This is a genomic window from Elizabethkingia miricola, assembly GCF_001675285.1.
Classification (GTDB): domain Bacteria; phylum Bacteroidota; class Bacteroidia; order Flavobacteriales; family Weeksellaceae; genus Elizabethkingia; species Elizabethkingia miricola.
Map to the genome: position 1 here is coordinate 34,753 of NZ_LSGQ01000008.1, position 20,340 is coordinate 55,092.

Genomic DNA, 20,340 nt, shown 5'->3' on the forward strand with positions numbered 1-20,340 from the left:
TTCAAGATGTCTATACAGAAAAACTACGAAGAAATTATACAATCCCTACCTGCAAACGTAAAACTGGTTGCAGTATCCAAAACCCATCCTGCTGAAGCTATTCAGGAGGTTTACAACTTGGGCCAACGGGTTTTTGGAGAAAATAAGGTTCAGGAAATGGTCGCTAAACAGCCTATACTGCCAAATGATATCCAATGGCATCTGATCGGACATTTGCAAAGCAACAAAGTAAAATACGTTGCCGAATTTGTAGATACAATTGAAAGCGTAGATTCTGAAAAATTACTGGAAGAAATTAATAAACAAGCGGCAAAGCATAACCGTAAAATTAAAGTCTTGCTTCAGGTAAAAATTGCTGAAGAAGATTCCAAAACCGGAATGGAGGTTTCGGAAACAAAGGAGCTTTTCCTGAAGTATCTTCAAGGACATTTTGAAAATATAGAAATTACCGGCCTTATGGGCATTGGTACTTTTACTGATGATACAGAGCAAACCAAAAGAGAGTTTTTATTTCTGAAAAGGCTTTTTGATCAGCTTTCTGTACAGAAAAAACTGGAAACACTGTCTATGGGAATGAGTGGCGACTATCAACTGGCTATTGAATGTGGCTCTACTTCTGTAAGAATAGGTTCTTCTATTTTCGGAGCAAGAGATTATAGTATTTAAACCTTTTACCAGAGATGGATCTTCTTTTACAATTCATCCGTTCCCTTACTGAGTTTTCAGATGAAAGCTGGAAAATGCTGCAGCCTGCGCTTACTGTAAAAACATATAAAAAAAACGAACTGTTGTTACAGGAAGGACAGATTTGCAATTCTCTTTTTTATATTGAAAAAGGCTATTGCAGAAGCTTTTATGATGTTAACGGAACAGATAAGAACACGGAGTTTTTCTTTGAAAACGAAATTGCTACAAATGTAGAAAGCTTTGGTAATGGACAAGTGTCTGCCTACAACATTATTGCATGTGAACCGCTAACAGTTATTATTTTTGATAAAGCAAAACTTTTTCAGGCGGCACAGGAATGCAGGGAGATTGAAAATCTCGGCAGACACTGCGTTCGCTTAATCGCTACAAAACAGGAAAAATTTGCCACTTTATTCAAATTGTATTCTGCACAGGAACGTCTGGAATATATAGAACAAAAGTATCCTGAAATGACTCAGAGAATATCACTCTCACAACTGGCCTCTTTTCTGGGAGTTGCAAGGGAAACCCTTAGCAGAATTCGCAAACGGAGAATTTCCGGCTAATTTTGTGACGATTGTCACAGGCAATACTCCTCGGCATTTTTGACATTTGTCTTCATAAAAAAGACATTATGCAAAAGTTACAAAAGATTAGTTCAGAAACGAATATTATTACATGGTTCGAAATCCCTGTAAGCAATACTCAGCGTGCTAAAAATTTCTATGAAACAATTCTGAATATTGAGATGACCACTCAATATATTGCAGAAACTAATGAAACACTTACTTTCTTTCCTTACAATCCGGAAGTAATACAGGCTACATCCGGCAGAGTAACTGGTGTACTCACAGAGTCTGAAAATAACTCTCCATCCCGTAGCGGAACAATAGTATACATCAATGCGAGCCCCGATCTCCAATCTGTTTTAGATAAGGTTCAGTCTGCAGGCGGCGAGCTTTTATCACCAGTTATAAATATTAAAGCCGGACTTATTGCGTTTATACTGGATTCTGAAGGAAACAGAGTTGGCCTCCATTCGGAAAAGTAATCTGAAGTTCAATTTATGTTACACCAATACTCTGGTATTGGTATATAGCCTTGTCAGAGCTTTGAAACTTTGGCAGGGCTTTTATTTATTAATTCTCTGTCTATATTTATCACATTTAATTTTTCGTATTTTAGTTACCTCGAAAACATTAATATGAATTTTGAAACACTAAAGCACAAAATAGAAACTGCTACTAAAAAAGCATTCTTAGAAATATATGAAAAAGCAGGATCGGAAAATCTTTATGCTTTTGCACTGTACAGTGATGAAGGCGCTATGACTGTCTGTCCTTCTGCCAACTCTCTAAAGCATTTGGAAAAGACGCCTACAAACGATATTACTTATTATAAATTTGAACCTTCAGAATGGAAATATGAAATGCAGGGTGCAGATCAGGAATTTAACGAAATCAGTACCTTACTAAGAGAAGAACTGGACAAACATGGCGATGATGACGACTGGTTCTTGGATTTTCAGGACAAACTTTATGAAACTTGTGTTGAAGTACTGGAAAAATTAAAACAGGAAAACTTCTTCACTCAGATTACCGGAAAAGAAGTATTTCTAACATTTACAATTTCTGATTATGAGATCAACAGCAAGTACATCAGAAATGTGATTTCCCGATTAAACGATAATAGTTATAAAGCAGAGTTTTATCAATGGATGAAGTCCTGGGGAACTTACAAACCTATACAGGAGCTTCAGAATCTTTTGGATAGTGATAAAACGATTACCGAACAGGACGTCTACCCTTTTGCAGTTAAACCCTCTACCCGTGAGCTTACCTACCAGCTTTTGGATGAATACAATAAAACAGATCTGTTTCCAAAGGAATTTTACACCATTGAAAAAGCAGCCGAATCCAATCTGGTTAATTGGCTGGTGTATCCTACTGAACTTAATGCTTTTCCCGACGAATTGGAATACCTGCAAAGGATAAGCATCAATTCAGACGAAGATGATGCTTTCCATTATGAAGTTTTCAGATACAGAATAAACGAGCCTCATTGGGCTGCCGAAAATGGATGGATGCTTGGCGTAGTAGGACCTTATTACAATGAAAGTCTACCATACGATTATCCTGCTGCAACTTTTAGCAGAACTGACAGTACAACTGACAAAGTAACTCCGGAGGACGAAGCTCTGTGGGTGCATCAGAATATATTTTTGCAGGATCACAGTTAATCCGGTAATTCCTGACATACTGTTGTCTTTCCACCACGCTATTTTTGCAGATATAAAAATTGTATGACTCCTTTAACAGATAAAATATACCTTCTGGAAAAATTCAGCGGAAAAGGCGGATGGACTTTTGTAAGGCTCCCTGAAATACCACCTGGCCAGAATACTCCGTTTGGATGGGTAAAAGTACGCGGAACAATAGACAGTTACGAGATTAAAAATTATAATCTGCAGCCTATGGGAAACGGTCGTTTATTTCTACCAGTAAAAGCTGATATCAGAAAAAAAATAAAAAAACAGGAAGGAGATTATGTTCATATCATACTATATGAGGATCATAATCCTTATGAGATAACGCAGGAACTAGAGCTCTGCCTTTTGGAAGAGCCTTATGTATACGATATATTTAGGGCTTATACTGATGGGGAAAAGAAAACAATTACGGAATGGATATATTCTGCAAAATCAGAACAAACTAAGGCAGAACGGATTGCAAAAGTCATTAATGATATTGTCGATAAAAATCCCCGGTACTAAAGCTTAGTAAATAGTATAAATATACATATCCTGAATGCAGGTTACTGTAAGCAGGAAAATTGTATTGTATAGAAGGCTTAGAACCGCTAATTTTCGCCAAGTATCAGATACAAAATTATTTAACAGCCCTACTTTCTCAACTCAAAAGCATTCCGTATCTTTGCTACTATGCAAAAAATTCTTATTGTTGAGGATGAAAAGGCTATTTCAGGCGTTTTGTCCAGCATTCTTGAAGATGAATGCAAAGGTTATGATATCGTAGTTGCTGAAGATGGTTTGGAGGGATTCAAATTAATCGAAAAGGATGATTTTGCCTTAGTTATTTCGGACATTAAAATGCCGAAAATGGCGGGTAATGAACTATTAGTAAAAGCTTTAGAAATAAAGCCAGATACTACATTTGTTATGATATCCGGCCACGCAGACATCGATACTGCTGTAAAATGTCTGAAAGATGGTGCTTATGATTTTATCTCCAAGCCTATTGACATCAACAGACTTATTACCAGCGTAAGAAATGCTCTGGACAGAAAAGTACTTCAACACCAGAAGAACGTTTTGCTTACTGAAAACAAACAGCTTAAAAGAAGAATCACCAAGAAATATCAGATGATTGGTGACTCTGAAGCTTTGAAGCACATTCAGGAAATGATTGAAAAAGTAGCACCTTCCGATGCGCGTGTTCTGATTACCGGACCAAACGGAGCCGGAAAAGAATTGGTAGCACATGCTGTTCACGATCTTTCTGAGCGTGCAAAAGGTCCTATGATTGAAGTTAACTGTGCTGCTATCCCATCTGAACTTATTGAGTCTGAACTTTTCGGACACGTAAAAGGTTCTTTTACAGGAGCTATAAAAGACAAGCAAGGTAAATTTGAACTGGCTAATACCGGGACTATATTCCTTGATGAAATTGGTGATATGAGCCTTGTTGCACAAGCTAAAGTTCTTCGTGCATTACAGGAAAGCAAAATCTCCCCTGTCGGAAGTGATAAAGAAATAAAAGTAGATGTACGTGTAATTGCAGCTACCAATAAGAATCTTCAGGAAGAAATAGAAAAAGGAAAATTCCGTGAGGACCTTTATCACAGACTTTCTGTAATTGAGATTCGTGTTCCTAAACTTGATGACCGTAAAGATGATATTCCTCTTTTAGTGGAGCATTTTTCCAAGATCATTGCGGACGAACAAGGAACTGCTAAAAAGAATTTCAGCGATGAGTCTATTGAAGCATTACAGAATTTTAGCTGGACCGGAAATATCCGTGAGTTAAGGAACGTTGTTGAAAGATTAATAATCTTAGGCCAAAGCCCCGTTACGGCAGACGACGTCTCCAAATTTGTAAAAAAATAATTTATGAAATTTTTAAATCAAAAATATACGCGGGATTCTCTGAAGCTCGCGTTACCTGTTATGATCACACAGCTCGGACAAGTTTCGGTGAACTTGTTCGACAATATGATCGTAGGTAAACTCCTTGGTGCACAGGCCCTGGCATCTGTATCTTTGGGGAATGCCACCTTCTTTTCGTTCTTCGTATTTGCAATGGGATTCTCCTATGCAATACCTCCACTGGTATCCGAAGCCCACTCCAGACTAGACCACGATAAAATCAATAGTGTATTTCGCCATGGTTTTATCATTAATCTGGCTGTAGGGCTTCTTATGATGCTTGTTATCCTCTTTGGTATGCCGCTGCTCTATCATATGGACCAACCGGCAGAAATCATTCCGGATACCATACATTTCTTAACGATTATGGCTTTCAGTATGATTCCATTCATGGTATTCCAGACCTTCAGAGAAGTTTCAGAAGGTCTATCTTTTACTTTAGGAGTAACCAAAGCAACAATTATTGCCAACATTCTAAATATTATACTAAACTATATTCTGATTGAAGGGAAACTTGGTTTACCAGCTATGGGCGTAAGAGGATCTGCTCTTGCAACACTTATTGCCAGAATATTCATGGTGGTATTCTTATACATCGTGTTATACAGAGACCCAAGAACTTCTCAGTACATTAAAGCTTTCCATCTGAAAATTGCAGGATTCTCCAAAAGCATATTCAGTACAATGCTTAAAATTGGGTTCCCAACTGCTTTACAGTTATTCTTTGAAGTAAGTGCTTTTGCAGGTGCAGCTTTTGTTTGTGGACTGGTAAGCTCTACCGATATTGCAGCTCACCAGATTGCATTATCTATGGCATCTTTCACCTTCAACCTATGTGTTGGATTTAGTGTTGCTTCTACAGTAATGGTCGGAAGAAAGCTGGGAGAAAGAGACTTTGTAGGTCTTCGGAATGTTGGAATTAATAATATAAAAATTTCATTCTTGTTCATGATTGTTTGTGGGCTAGCCTTTATCCTGGGCAGAAATATACTTCCGCATTTCTTCGTACAGAATAATGATATCAATGTAATGATGTTAGCTTCCAAGCTTCTTATTATTGCGGCCCTGTTCCAGCTTTCAGATGGTATTCAGGTGACATGTTTAGGATGTCTTAGAGGTATTCAGGATGTAAAAGTACCAAGCGCAATTACTTTCGTTGCTTACTGGATCATTACAATTCCATTAGGATATTTTCTGTGTTATACCCTTAAAATGGGAGCATTCGGAATGTGGATTGCATTAGGTTTAGGACTTACTATATCTGCTCTATTCCTGGTTGCCAGATTCCTTAGACTAACGAACAGAAAAATACTAGCTGTAAAATAAATATTGCTACAATATATAGATTTTCATAAGGTTGCCTGTTTAGGCAGCCTTATTTATTTTATATGATCTTACCTCCAACTTTTATAAACCTGCCTAGACAATTTTATAAAAAAGTCCAAATCCAGGGAATTAAAATAGAAAAATGTCTGTTACCACGATGAATACAGTATATTTGTAACTAATCTTATACACATCACATTAAAATGAAGAAATATATATTACCTCTTTCTTTTATTATTTCCGTTATTTCATGCTCTGACAGAACAGATGGACTAACGGAAAATAAAGAAGAATCTAAACCTTCTTTTACCAAGCTTAGTTTAAAAGCAAAACAATCTGAAGTTAATATTTTTGACACGGTTAACTTCTATGTAGAATCGGCCGAAAAAGATAGTAATATCTATATATATGATCTTAGAATGTCTTATGACTCTATAGTTGTAAAAACAAAAGGTGAAGATAAAGGAGTAGTTATCCTAGATGCTCAAGAGAATTCTGTGCATATGACTCTGACATGGTCTAATCATTATTACCTTCCTGAAACCAGTACTGCATATATGTATGGCTATAAAAATAATAAAGTTGTTTTAAAAGATTCTGTAAAGGTAAATGTAAAAAGCAGCAAAAACTTTCTGAACACAAATTGGAAAGACTTTAGTACAGATGGTATAACTACAGGATATTCTAATATAGCTAAGCCTCATTATTTTTCTATTCTGAAGCAACAAATTGATAATATCCCTTCCATAATTCTGCAAAACCGTTGGGATATTCCAAATAGTTCAGACAACCTTTTTTATACGAACCAAAATAAGGACATTTTAAAGAACTATATTACCAAGCTATATTCAAAACCCACATATACTATTGAGGCTAACGGATCTTTAGAGGAAGTATACAGCAGTAACTTTTCAGCAAAACTAAATGGAGAAAAACCATTAGCAATATGGATAACCCCTACTTCTAAAATCTCATTAATGGAGTACACATCATTTTCATCAAATGTTAATTATAAAATTTATGCTGAGCCGGTTAATAAATAAATTGAAATGTATACGATAAAAGAACATACGGTTAATGGAATAAAAGTTGCAGAATTGAATTCCGATAAGGTGCTAATCCAACAGATACAGGATGGATTGGACCTCTTAGCAGATCTTTATTACCTGGGCTTCGATAAAATCATTATTGGTGAACAGAACATTACTCCTGATTTTTTCGACCTGAAAAATAAAATGGCTGGAGAAATTTTACAAAAGTTTTCCAATTATAAAATGAAACTTACCATTATTGGCAGTTTCAGTTATGAAAGTAAGAGCTTGAAAGATTTTATTTATGAGTGTAATAAAGGTAAATTAGTTAACTTCGTTAGTACACTGTCCGAAGCTTTAGCATAAAGCATATAAAGGTTTTTCGGATAGTTAGATTGAAAAAAATACAGCATTATGCAAGTAGACATCCGAAAATTAAGCTTAGACGATTATGATGAGCTTGTAGAGTCCATGCAGGAAGCTTATCCCGATATAGAGGATAATACCTGGGCTAAAAGAAATATTCAGAAATTAACTTCCATATTCCCTGAGGGACAGTTGTGTATTACGGTGGACGGTAAACTGGCTGCTGCTGCCCTCTCCATAATAGTACAGTATGAATTATTCGGAGATCAGCATACTTATGATGAAATTACAGGTAGTGGTACATTTAATACCCATACCAACAACGGAAGTGTATTGTATGGTATAGAAGTTTTTGTCCATCCTGAATTCAGATCCCTGCGTTTGGGTCGAAGGCTGTATGATGCCAGAAAAGAACTGTGTGAAATTAAAAATCTGAAATCTATTATTATTGGTGGAAGAATACCTAACTATCACACCTATAGTAATGAGCTGACACCACGCCAGTATATTAATAAAGTTCGTAAGAAAGAAATATACGATCCGGTTTTATCTTTTCAGCTTTCCAACAACTTCTCTCCTATTAAAATATTAAAAGGTTATCTGAAAGGAGATACTGAATCCGAAGAGTATGCTGTTCTTTTACAATGGAACAACATCTATTATACTCAGAAGAAAAACACAATGCAGGATAGTGTTATCCGTATTGGTTTGGTACAATGGCAAATGCGTCAGTTCCGGGATATCGAAGCTTTTTATCAGCAGGTCGAGTTTTTTGTGGATGTCATTAGTAATTACGAATCTGATTTCTGTGTTTTTCCTGAACTATTCAATACCCCGCTCCTTGCAGCATTTAACCATTTGAATGAAAGAGAGTCTATGGAAGAGCTCTCTAAACTGACAGCAGAAATTGTAGACAAAATTGCAGAGCTTGCGGTAAGTTATAATGTAAATATTATATCGGGAAGCATGCCTATTCTGGAAAACGGGAATCTGTATAACGCCAGCTACCTCTTACACCGCGATGGTAAGCGCGATGAATACCGAAAAATACACATCACTCCTAATGAGCGGAAATACTATGGTATGCTGGGTGGGGATGAAGTAAAAGCTTTTGATACTGATTGTGGTAAAATAGGTATTATGATATGTTATGACGTTGAATTTCCTGAATTAACCAGAATACTGGCTGACCAGGGAATGAAGCTATTATTTGTTCCATACCTTACAGACACTCAGAATGCATATACCCGTGTAAGAGCATGTGCTGCGGCAAGAGCCATAGAAAATGAATGTTATGTTGCCATCGCCGGCTGTGTAGGAAACCTTCCGGGTGTAAGCAATATGGATATACAATTCGGGCAGGCTGCTGTATTTACACCTTCAGACTTTGCATTCCCTTCCAATGCTATAAAAGGTGAAGCTACTCCGAATACGGAAATGACATTAATCGTAGACGTAGATCTTAATCTTCTGAAAGAACTTCACCACAACGGCGCTGTACAAACATTGAAAGACAGAAGAAAAGACCTTTATGATGTTACTATTAAAGAAAAAGGAAATTTATAACTAAAACTCCTCTCATACTTAAGAAAGGATATATTACATAAAAAAGCCCTGTCAGAAATTTCTGACAGGGCTTATATATTTATTATACAATATATATTTTAGTCCAATTTACCTTTTTTCTCTCCTTTGTTAAAAAACCAGAAGAAGATAGGTGAAACGACCAGTGTAATTATCGTAGATGTAATCAATCCACCTATAATAACAATTGCCAACGGCTTCTGAGACTCAGAACCTATTCCTGTGGATATTGCTGCCGGGAACAATCCTATAATTGCAATAAGAGCAGTCATAATTACAGGTCTCGTTCTGGCGTGAACTCCATTTTTCAGGGCATCAACCAATTTTTGTCCCTCCCGGAGATTTTTATGAAATTCAGAATTTAATATTACACCATTTTGGATACAGATACCAAACAGGGCAATAAATCCTACACCCGCAGAGATTCCGAAATTCATATGGGTAGCAAATAGCGCTAAGATTCCTCCGATTAGTGCAAATGGTACATTGGCTAAAACAAGTAAAGAATCTTTAATTGTACCAAACATTACAAATAACAGGATAAATATTGCAACAATACTTACCGGAACAACCTGTGAAAGTCTCTTGGTAGCTCGTTGCTGGTTTTCAAATTCTCCTGTCCATACAGATGAATAACCTTCAGGAAGCTGAACTTTTTCATTGAACTTCTTCTGGGCATCTGCAATTGTACTTCCCAAATCCCTGTCTCTTACAGAAAACTTGATACCAATGTATCTCTTCATCTCGTCTCTGTAAATAAAGGCAGCTCCTGTTTTCATACCAATTGTGGAAATCTGTCTCATTGGTACTTTAGATGTTCCATCTGTTGTAGGAACCATTAGATTACCAATATCATCCATATCCTTCCGGTAATCTTTATCATAACGAACTCTTACATCGAACTTCATTTCTCCCTCATATAGCTCGGTTGCTGCAACACCACCTACTGCCATCTGAAGAACAGATTGTGCATCCGATTCTTGTATACCGTATACAGCCATTTTGTATCTGTCCAGTGTAACATTTACTTCTGGCTGTCCTATATTTTTAATAATTCCGATATCCTGAATACCTTCTACATTCTTGATGGCAGCCAAAGCCTGATCTGCGTATTCATTTAGTTTATTCAGATCTTTTCCATAGATTTTAATTGCATTATTGGCCTTTATTCCGGCTGCTGCTTCAGCAACGTTATCGGAAATGGGCTGAGAATAGTTGTAAAGAATTCCCTGGTGTGTTTTAAGCTTCTTATCTATTGCTGCAATAATATCATCCATACTTCTTTTCCATTCTTCTTTAGGCTTTAGTTCTACCTGAAACTGAATGAAATTAAATCCGTTTGGATCGGTACCATCATTTGTTCGTCCCTCCATAAAAACAACATGCTTCACTTCCGGGAATGTTCTTATTTCATTAGATAGTTCTTTTGCCATTTTCACACTATACTCCTGCGAGCTACTCATTGGCAAATTAGCGGTTACCCATAAAGATCCTTCATTAAGCTGTGGTAAAAATTCTGTTCCCATAAACTTGAAAGAAAACAGAGTCAATACTAAAATCGTAATACTACTTACAACTGTAAGTTTCTTATTATTGAATGTAAATTTGAAAGCTTTCTGAACAGATTTATTCCAAAAATCTACGAATGGATTTTTCTTTTCTACAACGTTCTTCTTCAGTAATAGATGACACAATACAGGCACTAATGTTAATGTAAAAATTAGAGAACCTAAAAGCGCAAATCCGAATGTGAAAGCTAAAGGAGAAAACATCTTTCCTTCTACTTTCTGGAAAGAGAATATAGGCAATAAAGCTGTAATAATAATAAGCTGCGCAAAGAATATACTTTTCCCCATTTCTGAAGCAGTCTGCTTTATCCATCCGCCTTTTGCAGCTTTATTAAAGCGGTCCATACCCATTTTGGCGGCCCGGTGATCCAGCATTACGAATATACCCTCGACCATGACGACGGCTCCATCGATAATAATACCAAAGTCTATCGCTCCTAGAGAAAGAAGGTTAGCCTCTAACCCTTTAAGCTTTAAACAAAGAAATGCGAATAAAAGCGATAGTGGTATAATAACAGATACGATAACTGTTGTTCTCCAGTTTGCCATGAATATAATAACCATAACGGTTACCAAAACAATACCTTCTACTAAGTTATGAGATATAGTATGTGTACAGTAATCTATAAGGTTCTGTCTGTCGTATATACCTTCTATTTTTACATCTTTCGGCAGTATTTTCGTATTGAGTTCTTCTACTTTAGCTTTTAGCCTTTTCAGTACTTCCGAAGGATTTTCTCCTTTACGCATAACAACAATACCCACAACAACGTCATCATTCTTATTGTCATAACCTGCTTGTCCGAATCTTGGCAGTGATCCAATACTTACACGGGCAACATTTTTTACCAATACCGGATTACCTTCTACTGTGGTAATAATGATATTTTCTATATCCGATACAGAATTCAGCAAGCCTAATCCTCTTACTACAAATGCCTGATTATTTTTTTCTATAATGTCTCCGCCTACATTGACATTACTTCCGTTTACAACATCATATACCTGCGCCGATGTTAGTTTGTATTTTTCTAATGCCCGTGGGTCCAGGTTGATATTATACGTCTTAGTTTCGCCACCGAAGGTATTGATATCGGCAACTCCGGGTACACCCCTCAGATTTCTGTCAATAACCCAGTTCTGTAATGTCTGGAGGTCTCTGGAATTGCGGTCATTACTGGTAATAATATATCTGTAAATTTCACCTGTAGGACCATAAGGAGGCTGTACATCTGGCTGTACACCATCAGGTAAACTAACAGACCTTAGTAAGTTATTTACCTGATTTCTGGCGAAGGGGTCGTCGACATCATCATCGAAAATAATCTTCACAACAGAAAGCCCAAACATGGTCTGGCTTCTGACATTCAGTTTTTTCTGCAGAGGCTGCATTGCAATTTCAATTGGTGTTGTCACCAAACGTTCTACTTCTTCAGCACTTCTCCCGGGCCATTGGGAAATTATGGTAATTTGGGTATTCGTTACATCCGGAAAGGCATCAATTGCCATGGACTGATAAGAGAAAAAACCACCAATAGTTAAAACGGCTACCAGGAAAAAAGTAAAAACTTTATTTTTTAATGAAAAAGCAATTATACTTTTTATAAACTTGTTCATAATACTAGTTGAATTAAACCATGTCTCTTTTATTAAAGACTTTTTGTTCCTTAAATAATTTAATTATTAAGTGACTGGTAGATTAACAATTGATTACTAGAAACCACTTTTTCACCATCAGATACTCCATCTTCAACATATGTAGTATCTCCGCTTTGTTTTAGTATTTTAATCTCTCTGACTTTAATATCATTTCTGGATTTAAAAACAACTATGAAGTAACGGTTATTATCAAAGATTACTGATTTTGTAGGAATTGATACTGCAGTCTGGTTAAGTGTATTATCAACCTTTATAGTAGCTTTACTTTCCGGTACTAATAATCCATTTGTATTATCCAGAACAACTCTTGCCTGCATAGCATTGGTTTGCGGATCGATTATTTTAAATATCTTATCGATTCTGCCATGAAAAACTTTATCCGGGTAACTTAATGTTGAAACTTCAGCTTTCATACCAAGACTTATTTTATCTATATCAGATTCATTAATATTAACCAAAGCCCATACATCTTTTGTGTTGGCCACGTCGAAAATATTGTCCGAACGGTCACTTCTGAGCTGCATATCTTTATTAATATTCTTCTGAACGATATACCCATTAATAGGGGCAACAACGGAGTATATATTTCCACTCTTTACATTGTATACCCTGCTAACGGCTTCTGCTCTTGTAAGCTGGTCCTGAGCTTTTGTTAACTCACTTCTGGCAGTAAGTACATCATTTCTGGTATTTAGCTTTCCTTCATACATTTCTTCAGCAACACGCAATTGATTTTTTGCCTCGGCCAGATCCGTCTTAGCATCGCTAAGATCTTTCTGAAAACCTGCCACTTCCGTGCTTCGTATAGTTGCTAAAACCTGTCCCTTGTGTACATAGTCTCCAAGCTCTACATTTACACTCATTACATTCCCTCCTACTAATGGATAGATATCGATATAGCTGTTTCTGTCCGCAGAGATCTTACCAAAAAAGCTCATTTGCTCTTTAATGTATTCTTTTTTTGCTTCAGCAAACTCTAATGTTTTCATCATCTCATTGCTTACCTCAAAGCCTTTTACAATATTGCCTTTTTTCTGAGGTACTTCTTTACTACATGACATTAGTAAGACTGCACTTGCTAAACTTATAATAATCTTCTTCATATTCTAGTAAAAGATTTTGGATTGTGTTAAATGATTAATTTCTTCTGCAGAAATCATGATTTGTTTTTTCATCTCGTACAGCTGCAAAATAGTTTGTCTATAGCTATCTGTAAAATCTGTAAATTCTATCAGGCTGACATTACCCTTCCGAAAGTTTTTCAGAATTCCCTGATAAACAACTTCAAGATTATCCATATCCTGTGGCTTCAAAGTGAAATATTGCTGATATTGGTTTTGCCATGTTTGATATGCCATGTCAAGTTGTGTTTCCAGTTGTTGCTTTTTCATTTCAACTGTTTTTTGACTTTGTTCAATCTGAACCTGAGCCCTTACAACATTACCTTTATTCTTTTTCCATAAAGGAATAGGGATACCAATTGTAAAATCGATTTCGTTATTATAGGTTCCTCCGTTCTGGCTCCAAGCCCCACCGACATTAATATCCGGTACATTAAGAGATTTTTGCCATTTCAGAAATGTTTTATTGTTATCAATTGTTTTTAATGAGAAAAGATAATCTGCATTATTATCCAGAGCCTTTTGTTTAATCTCGTCAACAGTCATCAATGGCTGCATGGCCATAAGTTTGTTTGCTTCTTCATCTGCAAAACCGGTAAGCATAGTATCATTAATACCGGTAAGTACTTTCATACTTTGCTGCTGTTGAAGGATATTGTTATTAATAGTAACCTTATCATTATTCAGATTAATAACTACAGACTGTAATCTTACTTCATCTTTTAGCGAAGTATTTCCTTTCTGAGTTTGTATTCTATATGCTTCCAACAGATCATTCATATACCTTAGCTGGATATCTACACTCTGAAGTTTTTTCTCTTCAAAGTACAGTGCATAATAAGTTTCCCTCATTTGAGATCTAAGATCTGCTAAGAGTTGACTGAATTGCAGCTGAGCAAGCTCTTTATTGGATTTAGCAAATTCTATTTCATTTTTTTTCTTTCCTCCTAAATAAATAAGCTGCTGGATAGTGGCGTTCTTGCTTCTCCCAATATCAAAAAACTTTTTCCCCTCAGGATTATAGGCATTTGCCTGAAAAGTTACTTCAGGAAGATCCCAGATTTTAGCCTGAATAATATCTGCATCTGCAAGATTGATATTATATTGCTGGGCCAATAATTCCAGGTTGTTTTTACGGAATGCTTCTTCGCATTCTTCTATTGTCATCCGCTGCTGGCTATAAGCAAATACAGATGTTAACAGAAAAAACGGAATACATTTTTTCATTTTATATTTTTTAAACATTACAAAAGTGTCATTACATTTTTAAAACAATCTTAATTTCACCTTAAAATATGCTTAAAATTACTTATTTATCGAATGTCTAGGAAATATTAATGTAAAAATATTAATGTTAGAATTAGAAGAATAATAAATATTTGCCTTGTGATATTCCAGGATACGTTGCACAATCTTTAATCCCAGACCGGAACCATTGATATTTTGTGAATTTTGACCTCTTATAAAAGCTTCAAACAATTTATTTCTGTCTTCATCCGGAATAACAGGTCCATTATTCTCCATAGTAACACGAAGTTCATTATCTGTCTCGTGTATAGAAACAGATACTTCCGCATTATCACTATATAAAACTGCATTTTTGAACAGGTTGATAAAGACTATTTCAAGTAATGATCTGATTCCCCTTACAGCCAATGTCAGTTCCTCGTTTTCATTAATTTTAAAATCGAGATATAACTGAGGATAAGTTTTTAGAACAACTTCGTAGGCATCAAAAATAATCTCATCAATACGTTCTTCTTTAAAAATTTGCTGAATATTTTCTCTGTCAAATTTTGTAAGCAGGATAAGTGAGCTCGTTAAATCAGATAACTGGTGAATATCTTTTGTAACGTTCTGTAATGTAGTTTTAGTCTCGGGCTGAATATCACTTTTATTACTCAGATTCTCCAGCTGAAATGTAATCCTTGTTAATGGGGTACGGATTTCATGTGATGCACTTGCTGTAAACTCTTTCTGTGCCTGAAAAACATCATTAATACGAATCATCATCGTATTAAAAGCTCTTGCAAGAACACTAATCTCATCTTCAGACTTATTTTCTTCTAATTTAGTCGTCAGTTTATGAGCCGTAATTTCCGTAATCTGCCTGGTAAATTTATCTAAAGGAGTCAGCAGCTTTTTAACGAAATTATAACTGAAGATCCAGACAAAGACTGTGGTAATAAGATATGTTATGATCAATACATATTTTAAAAAGTCTAATTTAAGCTGCCCCGTACGGTCACGTGCAGTTACCAGAATATAATAGACTTTGTCTCTAATTTTTACATGAGCCCCCAGTAATTCCCTGTCTTTATTCTGGATATGCACCTCACTTGTCTGATCCAGCTGATCCAGTAAGTTTCCATCCCATGTAATATTTTCATCCTTAACAGTACTGTAGATAAGCTTCTTATTACTGTTAAAGATTAATGTTTCATCGTGGAATAATTCATCCTCAATTTCATCAACTTCAAAGTTAGCACCTTTAACATCAACGTTTTCATTTTTTAAAATAAGCTGTATCGTAAATTCCAGCTTATTATGCATCCTTTCAAGAAATTTTTCTTTCCTGAAGTCATAACTGGTATAGTAAATAATAGCCATTACTACTGCAAAAATCAGAGAATATGCTATACTAAAGTTAAATGCTATTTTACGTTTTAAAGTCATTTCAGACTGGCAAGATAATATCCGAAGCCCGGACGGGTATGGATTAGTTTATGCTTAAAATCTTTATCTATTTTTTTTCGAAGAAAGTTAATATAAACCTCAATAGTATTATTGGTTGTCTGGAAATGATTCTGCCATACCTGATCAGAAATATGTTGCTTAGACAGGGTTCTTCCGTTGGCATTAGCCAAAAGCATCAAAAGCTGGAATTCCCTTACGGTAAGGCTTATTTCTGTTCCATCTCTGTATACTTTACCATCTGCAGGAAGAATTTCAAGATCATCAATGACTATTTTTTCTTCCTCTTTTTTGGGTGCTTCTCTCCTTCTGAGCAAAGAATTTATTCTCAATAGAAGTTCCTCAAGTAAAAAAGGTTTTACAAGATAATCATCTGCTTTACGTAAAAAAGCTTCCTTTTTATCTGAAATATCATCGTAGGCAGAAATAATAATGATCGGAGTATTGGGATCTGTATCTCTTACAATTTGTGTAGCTTCCAATCCATTTATCTTAGGTACATTAATATCCAGAAGATAGATATCGTAAGCCGCCCCGGTAGTTTTCGTCAGAAACTCCTCCCCATCGGACGATGTCTCACACAAAATATCATTAGATGCTAAGAAAGTCGAAATCTCTGATGATAAAACTAAATCATCCTCCAAAAGTAATACTCGCATTGAAAGTCTTTTTTACAAATTTATAAAATAACATGGTTACTATTTCTATTTTGTAAAATTATACAAAATAAGCTATCGAATACAGAGATAGTTTTTCCCAATGAATATACTTGCATTCCCTTTACAAAACCTTTAAATTTGTATAGAAATTTTTACGAAAAATGAATTCTAAAATCAATCATAATGTTATTTTTCAGGAACTTGGTGTATTGGATTACCAATCTGCTTGGGACTATCAGGAAAAGCTCCTGAAGAGTAATATAGATATCAAAATAAATAACAGACAGCTTCAGCCGGAAGATACAACAGAAACAGAAAACCATCTCCTTTTTGTTGAACATCCGCACGTTTATACATTGGGAAAAAGTGGACACGAAGAAAATATGCTTGCTAATAATGATATGCTGAAAGAAATTGACGCAACTTATGTAAAAACAAACCGTGGCGGAGACATTACTTATCATGGCTATGGCCAGATTGTAGGCTACCCTGTTTTGGATCTTGAAAATTTCTATACAGATATTCACCGTTATATGAGGGAGCTGGAAGAAATTATTATCCGGACTATTGCCGAATATGGGCTAAAAGGAGAGCGTTCTCCAGGAGAAACAGGTGTTTGGCTGGATGTTGGTAAACCATATGCTAGAAAGATTTGTGCAATGGGTGTGAAAGCCAGTCGTTGGGTTACAATACATGGTTTTGCATTAAATGTAAATACGGATCTTCGCTATTTCGAATATATTATTCCTTGTGGTATAAAAGACAAACAGGTAACATCTCTTAAAAGAGAACTGGAAAGGGAGGTTGATATAGAAGAAGTAAAATTAAAAATTAAAAAACATTTTCAGGAGGTATTCCAAACTGAATGGATATAGTATTTAGTAGCTGTAAAATTTCTTACTTTTGAAATTCTAGAGCGAATTGTAATTACAAAGGTTCTTTTTGAGGAATGTATTTATACCAGAATATTCCTTTTTCAGAATCATCAGAAAATAACATTTATCTTTATTCATTCATATGGACCCAAAAGAGGTCAAACCCTATAATATCGGTAAATATAAAAGAGAATATAAGTTATAAATTGTAAGTTCGAAAGCTGTAGATTTACTATTTAATCAAGATATAATAATACTAAATACTATTATTTATTTTGTTTCTAATTCTTTTATTCTTTTTAGATTATAGTTTTATACTCCCCCGATTAATAATTATTTTGCAAATACTTGAACTATTTATTTAGAATTTTTAATTATATTTTTTTCAAAAAAAAGCTCTCTAAATTAAATTATTTGCAACAACTGTTTTTTTGATTATATTTGTAAAATATAGAAAAAGTAATTATGGCAGAATATAAATTATTACTTCCTTCAATGGGAGAAGGCGTGATGGAAGCGACAATTATCACATGGTTGTATAACGAAGGCGACACAGTAAGTGAAGACGACTCCGTTGTAGAAATTGCGACCGATAAAGTTGATTCCGATGTTCCGACTCCTGTTTCCGGTAAAATTGTAAAGATTTTAAAGCAAAAAGATGAAGTAGCAAAAGTTGGTGAGGCTATCGCTATTTTAGAAGTTGCCGGGGAAGGAAATGCTGATATTACTGCAGAAGCTTCGGTTGCTGCAACTCCAACTGTTATTGAACCAGAAGTAGAAAAAGAACTAATGCAGCCTATCGCTGCACAGACTGTAGCTACAGATTCATTATCAGGTACAGATTTATATCTTTCTCCATTAGTTAAGTCTATCGCGCAGCAGGAGAATATTACTGAAGCAGAGCTAAAGTCTATTAAAGGATCTGGCCTTGAAGGCAGAATTACAAAAGAAGATATCCTGGCATACCTTTCTAACAGAGGTAATGCTGCAACACCAACAACTACATCAGTAGCTGCTAAAAGCGCACCGGTATCTACTCCGACATCTACAATCCCTGTTGCTGCAGGAGATGAGATTGTTCTAATGGACAGAATGCGAAAAATTATCGCTGAAAACATGGTGAAAGCTAAGCAGATTGCACCACACGTAACTTCATTTATTGAAACTGATGTTACCAATGTTGTAAAATGGAGAAACAAACACAAATCTGCTTTCGAAAAACGTGAAGGTGAAAAACTAACTTTCATGCCGATTTTCATAAAAGCAGTTGTTAAAGCTATTCAGGATTTCCCATTAATCAACGTTTCTGTTGATGGTGACAAAATCATTAAAAAGAAAAACATCAATATTGGTATGGCTACTGCCCTTCCGGATGGTAATCTTATTGTTCCGGTAATTAAAAATGCAGATCAGCTTTCTCTTTCTGGTTTAGCAAAAGCAATTAATGACCTAGCTTACAGAGCAAGAAATAAAAAATTAAGACCTGAAGATACACAAGGCGCAACTTATACTATCTCTAATGTAGGAAGCTTTGGAAACTTAATGGGTACTCCTATTATTCCTCAGCCACAGGTTGCAATTTTAGCTGTAGGTGCTATCGTTAAGAAACCTGCAGTATTAGAAACTCCGGACGGAGATGTTATTGCAATCAGAAATCTTATGTTCATGAGCCACTCTTACGATCACCGTGTAGTAGATGGTTCTTTAGGAGGAATGTTCCTAAAGCATGTTCATGATTATCTTCAAAATTGGGATCTGAATACAGAAGTCTAAAATCAGAAAATATACTATAAAAAATCCCCGATAAAATTATCGGGGATTTTTATTTATGCGCCAGGTTTATGCTTATGTGGTTTTAATTCTGGATGCTTAGGTTTTACTTCTGGGGTTACCCTCCTTCTTCTATCCGGAGTTCCGTCTGGCTTATTAGGCTTAGGTCCGGGTTTAATAAATTTTGTAGTCATAACTTTAAAATTGAATTTGTTATACAATCAAAAGTATGGCGACATTATTATATTATTTTGAGGATAACCATAAACAAGTAAAAATATTTAGCTGTATAATTAATCTCTGAAAATCTTATAAAAATAAGTTTTCCTTATCCTATATCAGTATACTCGATTCTCACGGATTAGAATTGTATTATTTATTTTCAACTATATATTATTTATAATCAGAAAGTTATAAGTTTGTAAGGCTAATAGGTCTTATGGTTATTATAGTTTTATAACCTTAAGTCTTATAAATTACGTGTTTACAATAATCCCTATAGCTTACGTAACTATTCTATTCATTTTGTGTTCAGTATTTGTTTTCAATATCAAGAATAAAAAGTGATGACTGATAAGTGATAAGTACTAAAAACGAAAAAGCCTCTGCATGACTATGCAAAGGCTTTTCAAAAATAAAAACTGGCGGCGACCTACTCTCCCGCGTTAGCAGTACCATCGGCGCTGGTGGGCTTAACTTCTGTGTTCGGAATGGGAACAGGTGAGCCCCACCGCTATAACCACCCTAAAGTTTGTTATATATTATTTAGTTGTTCGTTATCGGTATATGGTTATCGGATTCTATCCAATTACTCTTAACCTATAACTACCAACAT

18 protein-coding genes and 1 rRNA gene are annotated in these 20,340 nt (G+C 35.4%); 12 read left to right on the top strand and 7 right to left on the bottom strand.

Annotated features, from left to right (window positions below; translation table 11 throughout):
- Window positions 1–6: 6 nt before the first annotated feature.
- The 10 genes from ATE49_RS09895 (at window position 7) to ATE49_RS09945 (ending at window position 9,141) form a co-directional block, all read left to right on the top strand.
- Window positions 7–666 carry a YggS family pyridoxal phosphate-dependent enzyme gene (locus tag ATE49_RS09895; protein WP_065082040.1) on the top strand — a complete coding sequence of 220 codons (660 nt, stop codon included), beginning with the start codon at window positions 7–9 and terminating at the stop codon, window positions 664–666.
- Window positions 667–680: 14 nt separating this feature from the next.
- A complete protein-coding gene (locus tag ATE49_RS09900; RefSeq protein WP_065082041.1) occupies window positions 681–1,253 on the top strand; it encodes a Crp/Fnr family transcriptional regulator in 573 nt (190 codons plus the stop codon).
- Window positions 1,254–1,321: 68 nt separating this feature from the next.
- Window positions 1,322–1,738 carry a VOC family protein gene (locus ATE49_RS09905; protein ID WP_065082042.1) on the top strand — a complete coding sequence of 139 codons (417 nt, stop codon included), beginning with the start codon at window positions 1,322–1,324 and terminating at the stop codon, window positions 1,736–1,738.
- A gap of 153 nt (window positions 1,739–1,891) precedes the next feature.
- Window positions 1,892–2,926, top strand: coding sequence for a DUF4303 domain-containing protein (locus ATE49_RS09915; protein ID WP_081278453.1), 1,035 nt, complete (start codon window positions 1,892–1,894; stop codon window positions 2,924–2,926).
- Between the two features lie 63 nt (window positions 2,927–2,989).
- Window positions 2,990–3,460: a YdeI/OmpD-associated family protein gene (locus tag ATE49_RS09920; protein ID WP_065082044.1), complete on the top strand. Its 471-nt coding sequence runs from the start codon at window positions 2,990–2,992 to the stop codon at window positions 3,458–3,460.
- A 168-nt stretch (window positions 3,461–3,628) separates the two neighbouring features.
- Window positions 3,629–4,813 carry a sigma-54-dependent transcriptional regulator gene (locus tag ATE49_RS09925; RefSeq protein WP_034867613.1) on the top strand — a complete coding sequence of 395 codons (1,185 nt, stop codon included), beginning with the start codon at window positions 3,629–3,631 and terminating at the stop codon, window positions 4,811–4,813.
- Window positions 4,814–4,816: 3 nt separating this feature from the next.
- Window positions 4,817–6,178: an MATE family efflux transporter gene (locus ATE49_RS09930; protein ID WP_065082045.1), complete on the top strand. Its 1,362-nt coding sequence runs from the start codon at window positions 4,817–4,819 to the stop codon at window positions 6,176–6,178.
- 203 nt (window positions 6,179–6,381) lie between these two features.
- Window positions 6,382–7,221 (top strand): hypothetical protein, encoded by an 840-nt coding sequence (locus tag ATE49_RS09935; RefSeq protein ID WP_233174441.1) that lies wholly within the window; start codon window positions 6,382–6,384, stop codon window positions 7,219–7,221.
- 6 nt (window positions 7,222–7,227) lie between these two features.
- The gene (locus tag ATE49_RS09940) at window positions 7,228–7,575 is read left to right on the top strand and encodes a DUF4180 domain-containing protein (RefSeq protein WP_065082046.1); all 348 of its coding nucleotides are present in this window, start codon (window positions 7,228–7,230) and stop codon (window positions 7,573–7,575) included.
- A 48-nt stretch (window positions 7,576–7,623) separates the two neighbouring features.
- A complete protein-coding gene (locus tag ATE49_RS09945) occupies window positions 7,624–9,141 on the top strand; it encodes a carbon-nitrogen hydrolase family protein (RefSeq protein ID WP_059153816.1) in 1,518 nt (505 codons plus the stop codon).
- A 98-nt stretch (window positions 9,142–9,239) separates the two neighbouring features.
- On the opposite strand, the gene ATE49_RS09950 is transcribed toward ATE49_RS09945, so the two are convergent.
- The 5 genes from ATE49_RS09950 to ATE49_RS09970 form a co-directional block, all read right to left on the bottom strand.
- Window positions 9,240–12,344, bottom strand: a complete 3,105-nt coding sequence (locus ATE49_RS09950) for an efflux RND transporter permease subunit (RefSeq protein ID WP_065082047.1) — start codon at window positions 12,342–12,344, stop codon at window positions 9,240–9,242.
- 59 nt (window positions 12,345–12,403) lie between these two features.
- Window positions 12,404–13,489 carry an efflux RND transporter periplasmic adaptor subunit gene (locus ATE49_RS09955; RefSeq protein ID WP_065082048.1) on the bottom strand — a complete coding sequence of 362 codons (1,086 nt, stop codon included), beginning with the start codon at window positions 13,487–13,489 and terminating at the stop codon, window positions 12,404–12,406.
- 3 nt (window positions 13,490–13,492) lie between these two features.
- Window positions 13,493–14,734 (bottom strand): TolC family protein, encoded by a 1,242-nt coding sequence (locus tag ATE49_RS09960; protein WP_233174442.1) that lies wholly within the window; start codon window positions 14,732–14,734, stop codon window positions 13,493–13,495.
- Window positions 14,735–14,812: 78 nt separating this feature from the next.
- Window positions 14,813–16,183, bottom strand: coding sequence for a sensor histidine kinase (locus tag ATE49_RS09965; protein ID WP_065082049.1), 1,371 nt, complete (start codon window positions 16,181–16,183; stop codon window positions 14,813–14,815).
- On the bottom strand, window positions 16,180–16,860 hold the full coding sequence (locus ATE49_RS09970; RefSeq protein ID WP_065082050.1) for a response regulator transcription factor: 681 nt from the start codon (window positions 16,858–16,860) through the stop codon (window positions 16,180–16,182). Before ATE49_RS09970 ends, ATE49_RS09965 begins: the two co-directional genes overlap by 4 nt.
- Window positions 16,861–17,021: 161 nt before the next feature.
- Here ATE49_RS09970 and lipB point away from each other — a divergent pair, with 161 nt between their 5' ends.
- Together lipB and ATE49_RS09980 are read left to right on the top strand one after the other, a co-directional pair.
- Window positions 17,022–17,735, top strand: a complete 714-nt coding sequence (gene lipB, locus ATE49_RS09975; protein ID WP_059322596.1) for a lipoyl(octanoyl) transferase LipB — start codon at window positions 17,022–17,024, stop codon at window positions 17,733–17,735.
- A gap of 465 nt (window positions 17,736–18,200) precedes the next feature.
- A complete protein-coding gene (locus ATE49_RS09980) occupies window positions 18,201–19,508 on the top strand; it encodes a dihydrolipoamide acetyltransferase family protein (RefSeq protein WP_065082051.1) in 1,308 nt (435 codons plus the stop codon).
- A 53-nt stretch (window positions 19,509–19,561) separates the two neighbouring features.
- Here the strand turns inward: ATE49_RS09980 and ATE49_RS20350 are convergent, their stop codons facing one another.
- Complete coding sequence (locus ATE49_RS20350) at window positions 19,562–19,699, bottom strand: hypothetical protein (protein ID WP_168189527.1); 138 nt, start codon at window positions 19,697–19,699, stop codon at window positions 19,562–19,564.
- Between the two features lie 445 nt (window positions 19,700–20,144).
- Window positions 20,145–20,252 (bottom strand): 5S ribosomal RNA (gene rrf, locus ATE49_RS09985).
- Window positions 20,253–20,340 lie beyond the last annotated feature (88 nt).

What these genes read in the sequence shown, in the direction of transcription:
- ATE49_RS09980 (WP_065082051.1), top strand. Translation starts at nt 18,201, where the DNA reads ATGGCAGAATATAAATTATTACTTCCTTCAATGGGAGAAGGCGTGATG.
- ATE49_RS09895 (WP_065082040.1), top strand. Translation starts at nt 7, where the DNA reads ATGTCTATACAGAAAAACTACGAAGAAATTATACAATCCCTACCTGCA.
- ATE49_RS09965 (WP_065082049.1), bottom strand. Translation starts at nt 16,183, where the DNA reads ATGACTTTAAAACGTAAAATAGCATTTAACTTTAGTATAGCATATTCT.
- ATE49_RS09915 (WP_081278453.1), top strand. Translation starts at nt 1,892, where the DNA reads ATGAATTTTGAAACACTAAAGCACAAAATAGAAACTGCTACTAAAAAA.
- ATE49_RS09970 (WP_065082050.1), bottom strand. Translation starts at nt 16,860, where the DNA reads ATGCGAGTATTACTTTTGGAGGATGATTTAGTTTTATCATCAGAGATT.
- ATE49_RS09955 (WP_065082048.1), bottom strand. Translation starts at nt 13,489, where the DNA reads ATGAAGAAGATTATTATAAGTTTAGCAAGTGCAGTCTTACTAATGTCA.
- lipB (WP_059322596.1), top strand. Translation starts at nt 17,022, where the DNA reads ATGAATTCTAAAATCAATCATAATGTTATTTTTCAGGAACTTGGTGTA.
- ATE49_RS20350 (WP_168189527.1), bottom strand. Translation starts at nt 19,699, where the DNA reads ATGACTACAAAATTTATTAAACCCGGACCTAAGCCTAATAAGCCAGAC.
- ATE49_RS09960 (WP_233174442.1), bottom strand. Translation starts at nt 14,734, where the DNA reads ATGAAAAAATGTATTCCGTTTTTTCTGTTAACATCTGTATTTGCTTAT.
- ATE49_RS09925 (WP_034867613.1), top strand. Translation starts at nt 3,629, where the DNA reads ATGCAAAAAATTCTTATTGTTGAGGATGAAAAGGCTATTTCAGGCGTT.
- ATE49_RS09950 (WP_065082047.1), bottom strand. Translation starts at nt 12,344, where the DNA reads ATGAACAAGTTTATAAAAAGTATAATTGCTTTTTCATTAAAAAATAAA.
- ATE49_RS09900 (WP_065082041.1), top strand. Translation starts at nt 681, where the DNA reads ATGGATCTTCTTTTACAATTCATCCGTTCCCTTACTGAGTTTTCAGAT.
- ATE49_RS09920 (WP_065082044.1), top strand. Translation starts at nt 2,990, where the DNA reads ATGACTCCTTTAACAGATAAAATATACCTTCTGGAAAAATTCAGCGGA.
- ATE49_RS09945 (WP_059153816.1), top strand. Translation starts at nt 7,624, where the DNA reads ATGCAAGTAGACATCCGAAAATTAAGCTTAGACGATTATGATGAGCTT.
- ATE49_RS09940 (WP_065082046.1), top strand. Translation starts at nt 7,228, where the DNA reads ATGTATACGATAAAAGAACATACGGTTAATGGAATAAAAGTTGCAGAA.
- ATE49_RS09935 (WP_233174441.1), top strand. Translation starts at nt 6,382, where the DNA reads ATGAAGAAATATATATTACCTCTTTCTTTTATTATTTCCGTTATTTCA.
- ATE49_RS09930 (WP_065082045.1), top strand. Translation starts at nt 4,817, where the DNA reads ATGAAATTTTTAAATCAAAAATATACGCGGGATTCTCTGAAGCTCGCG.
- ATE49_RS09905 (WP_065082042.1), top strand. Translation starts at nt 1,322, where the DNA reads ATGCAAAAGTTACAAAAGATTAGTTCAGAAACGAATATTATTACATGG.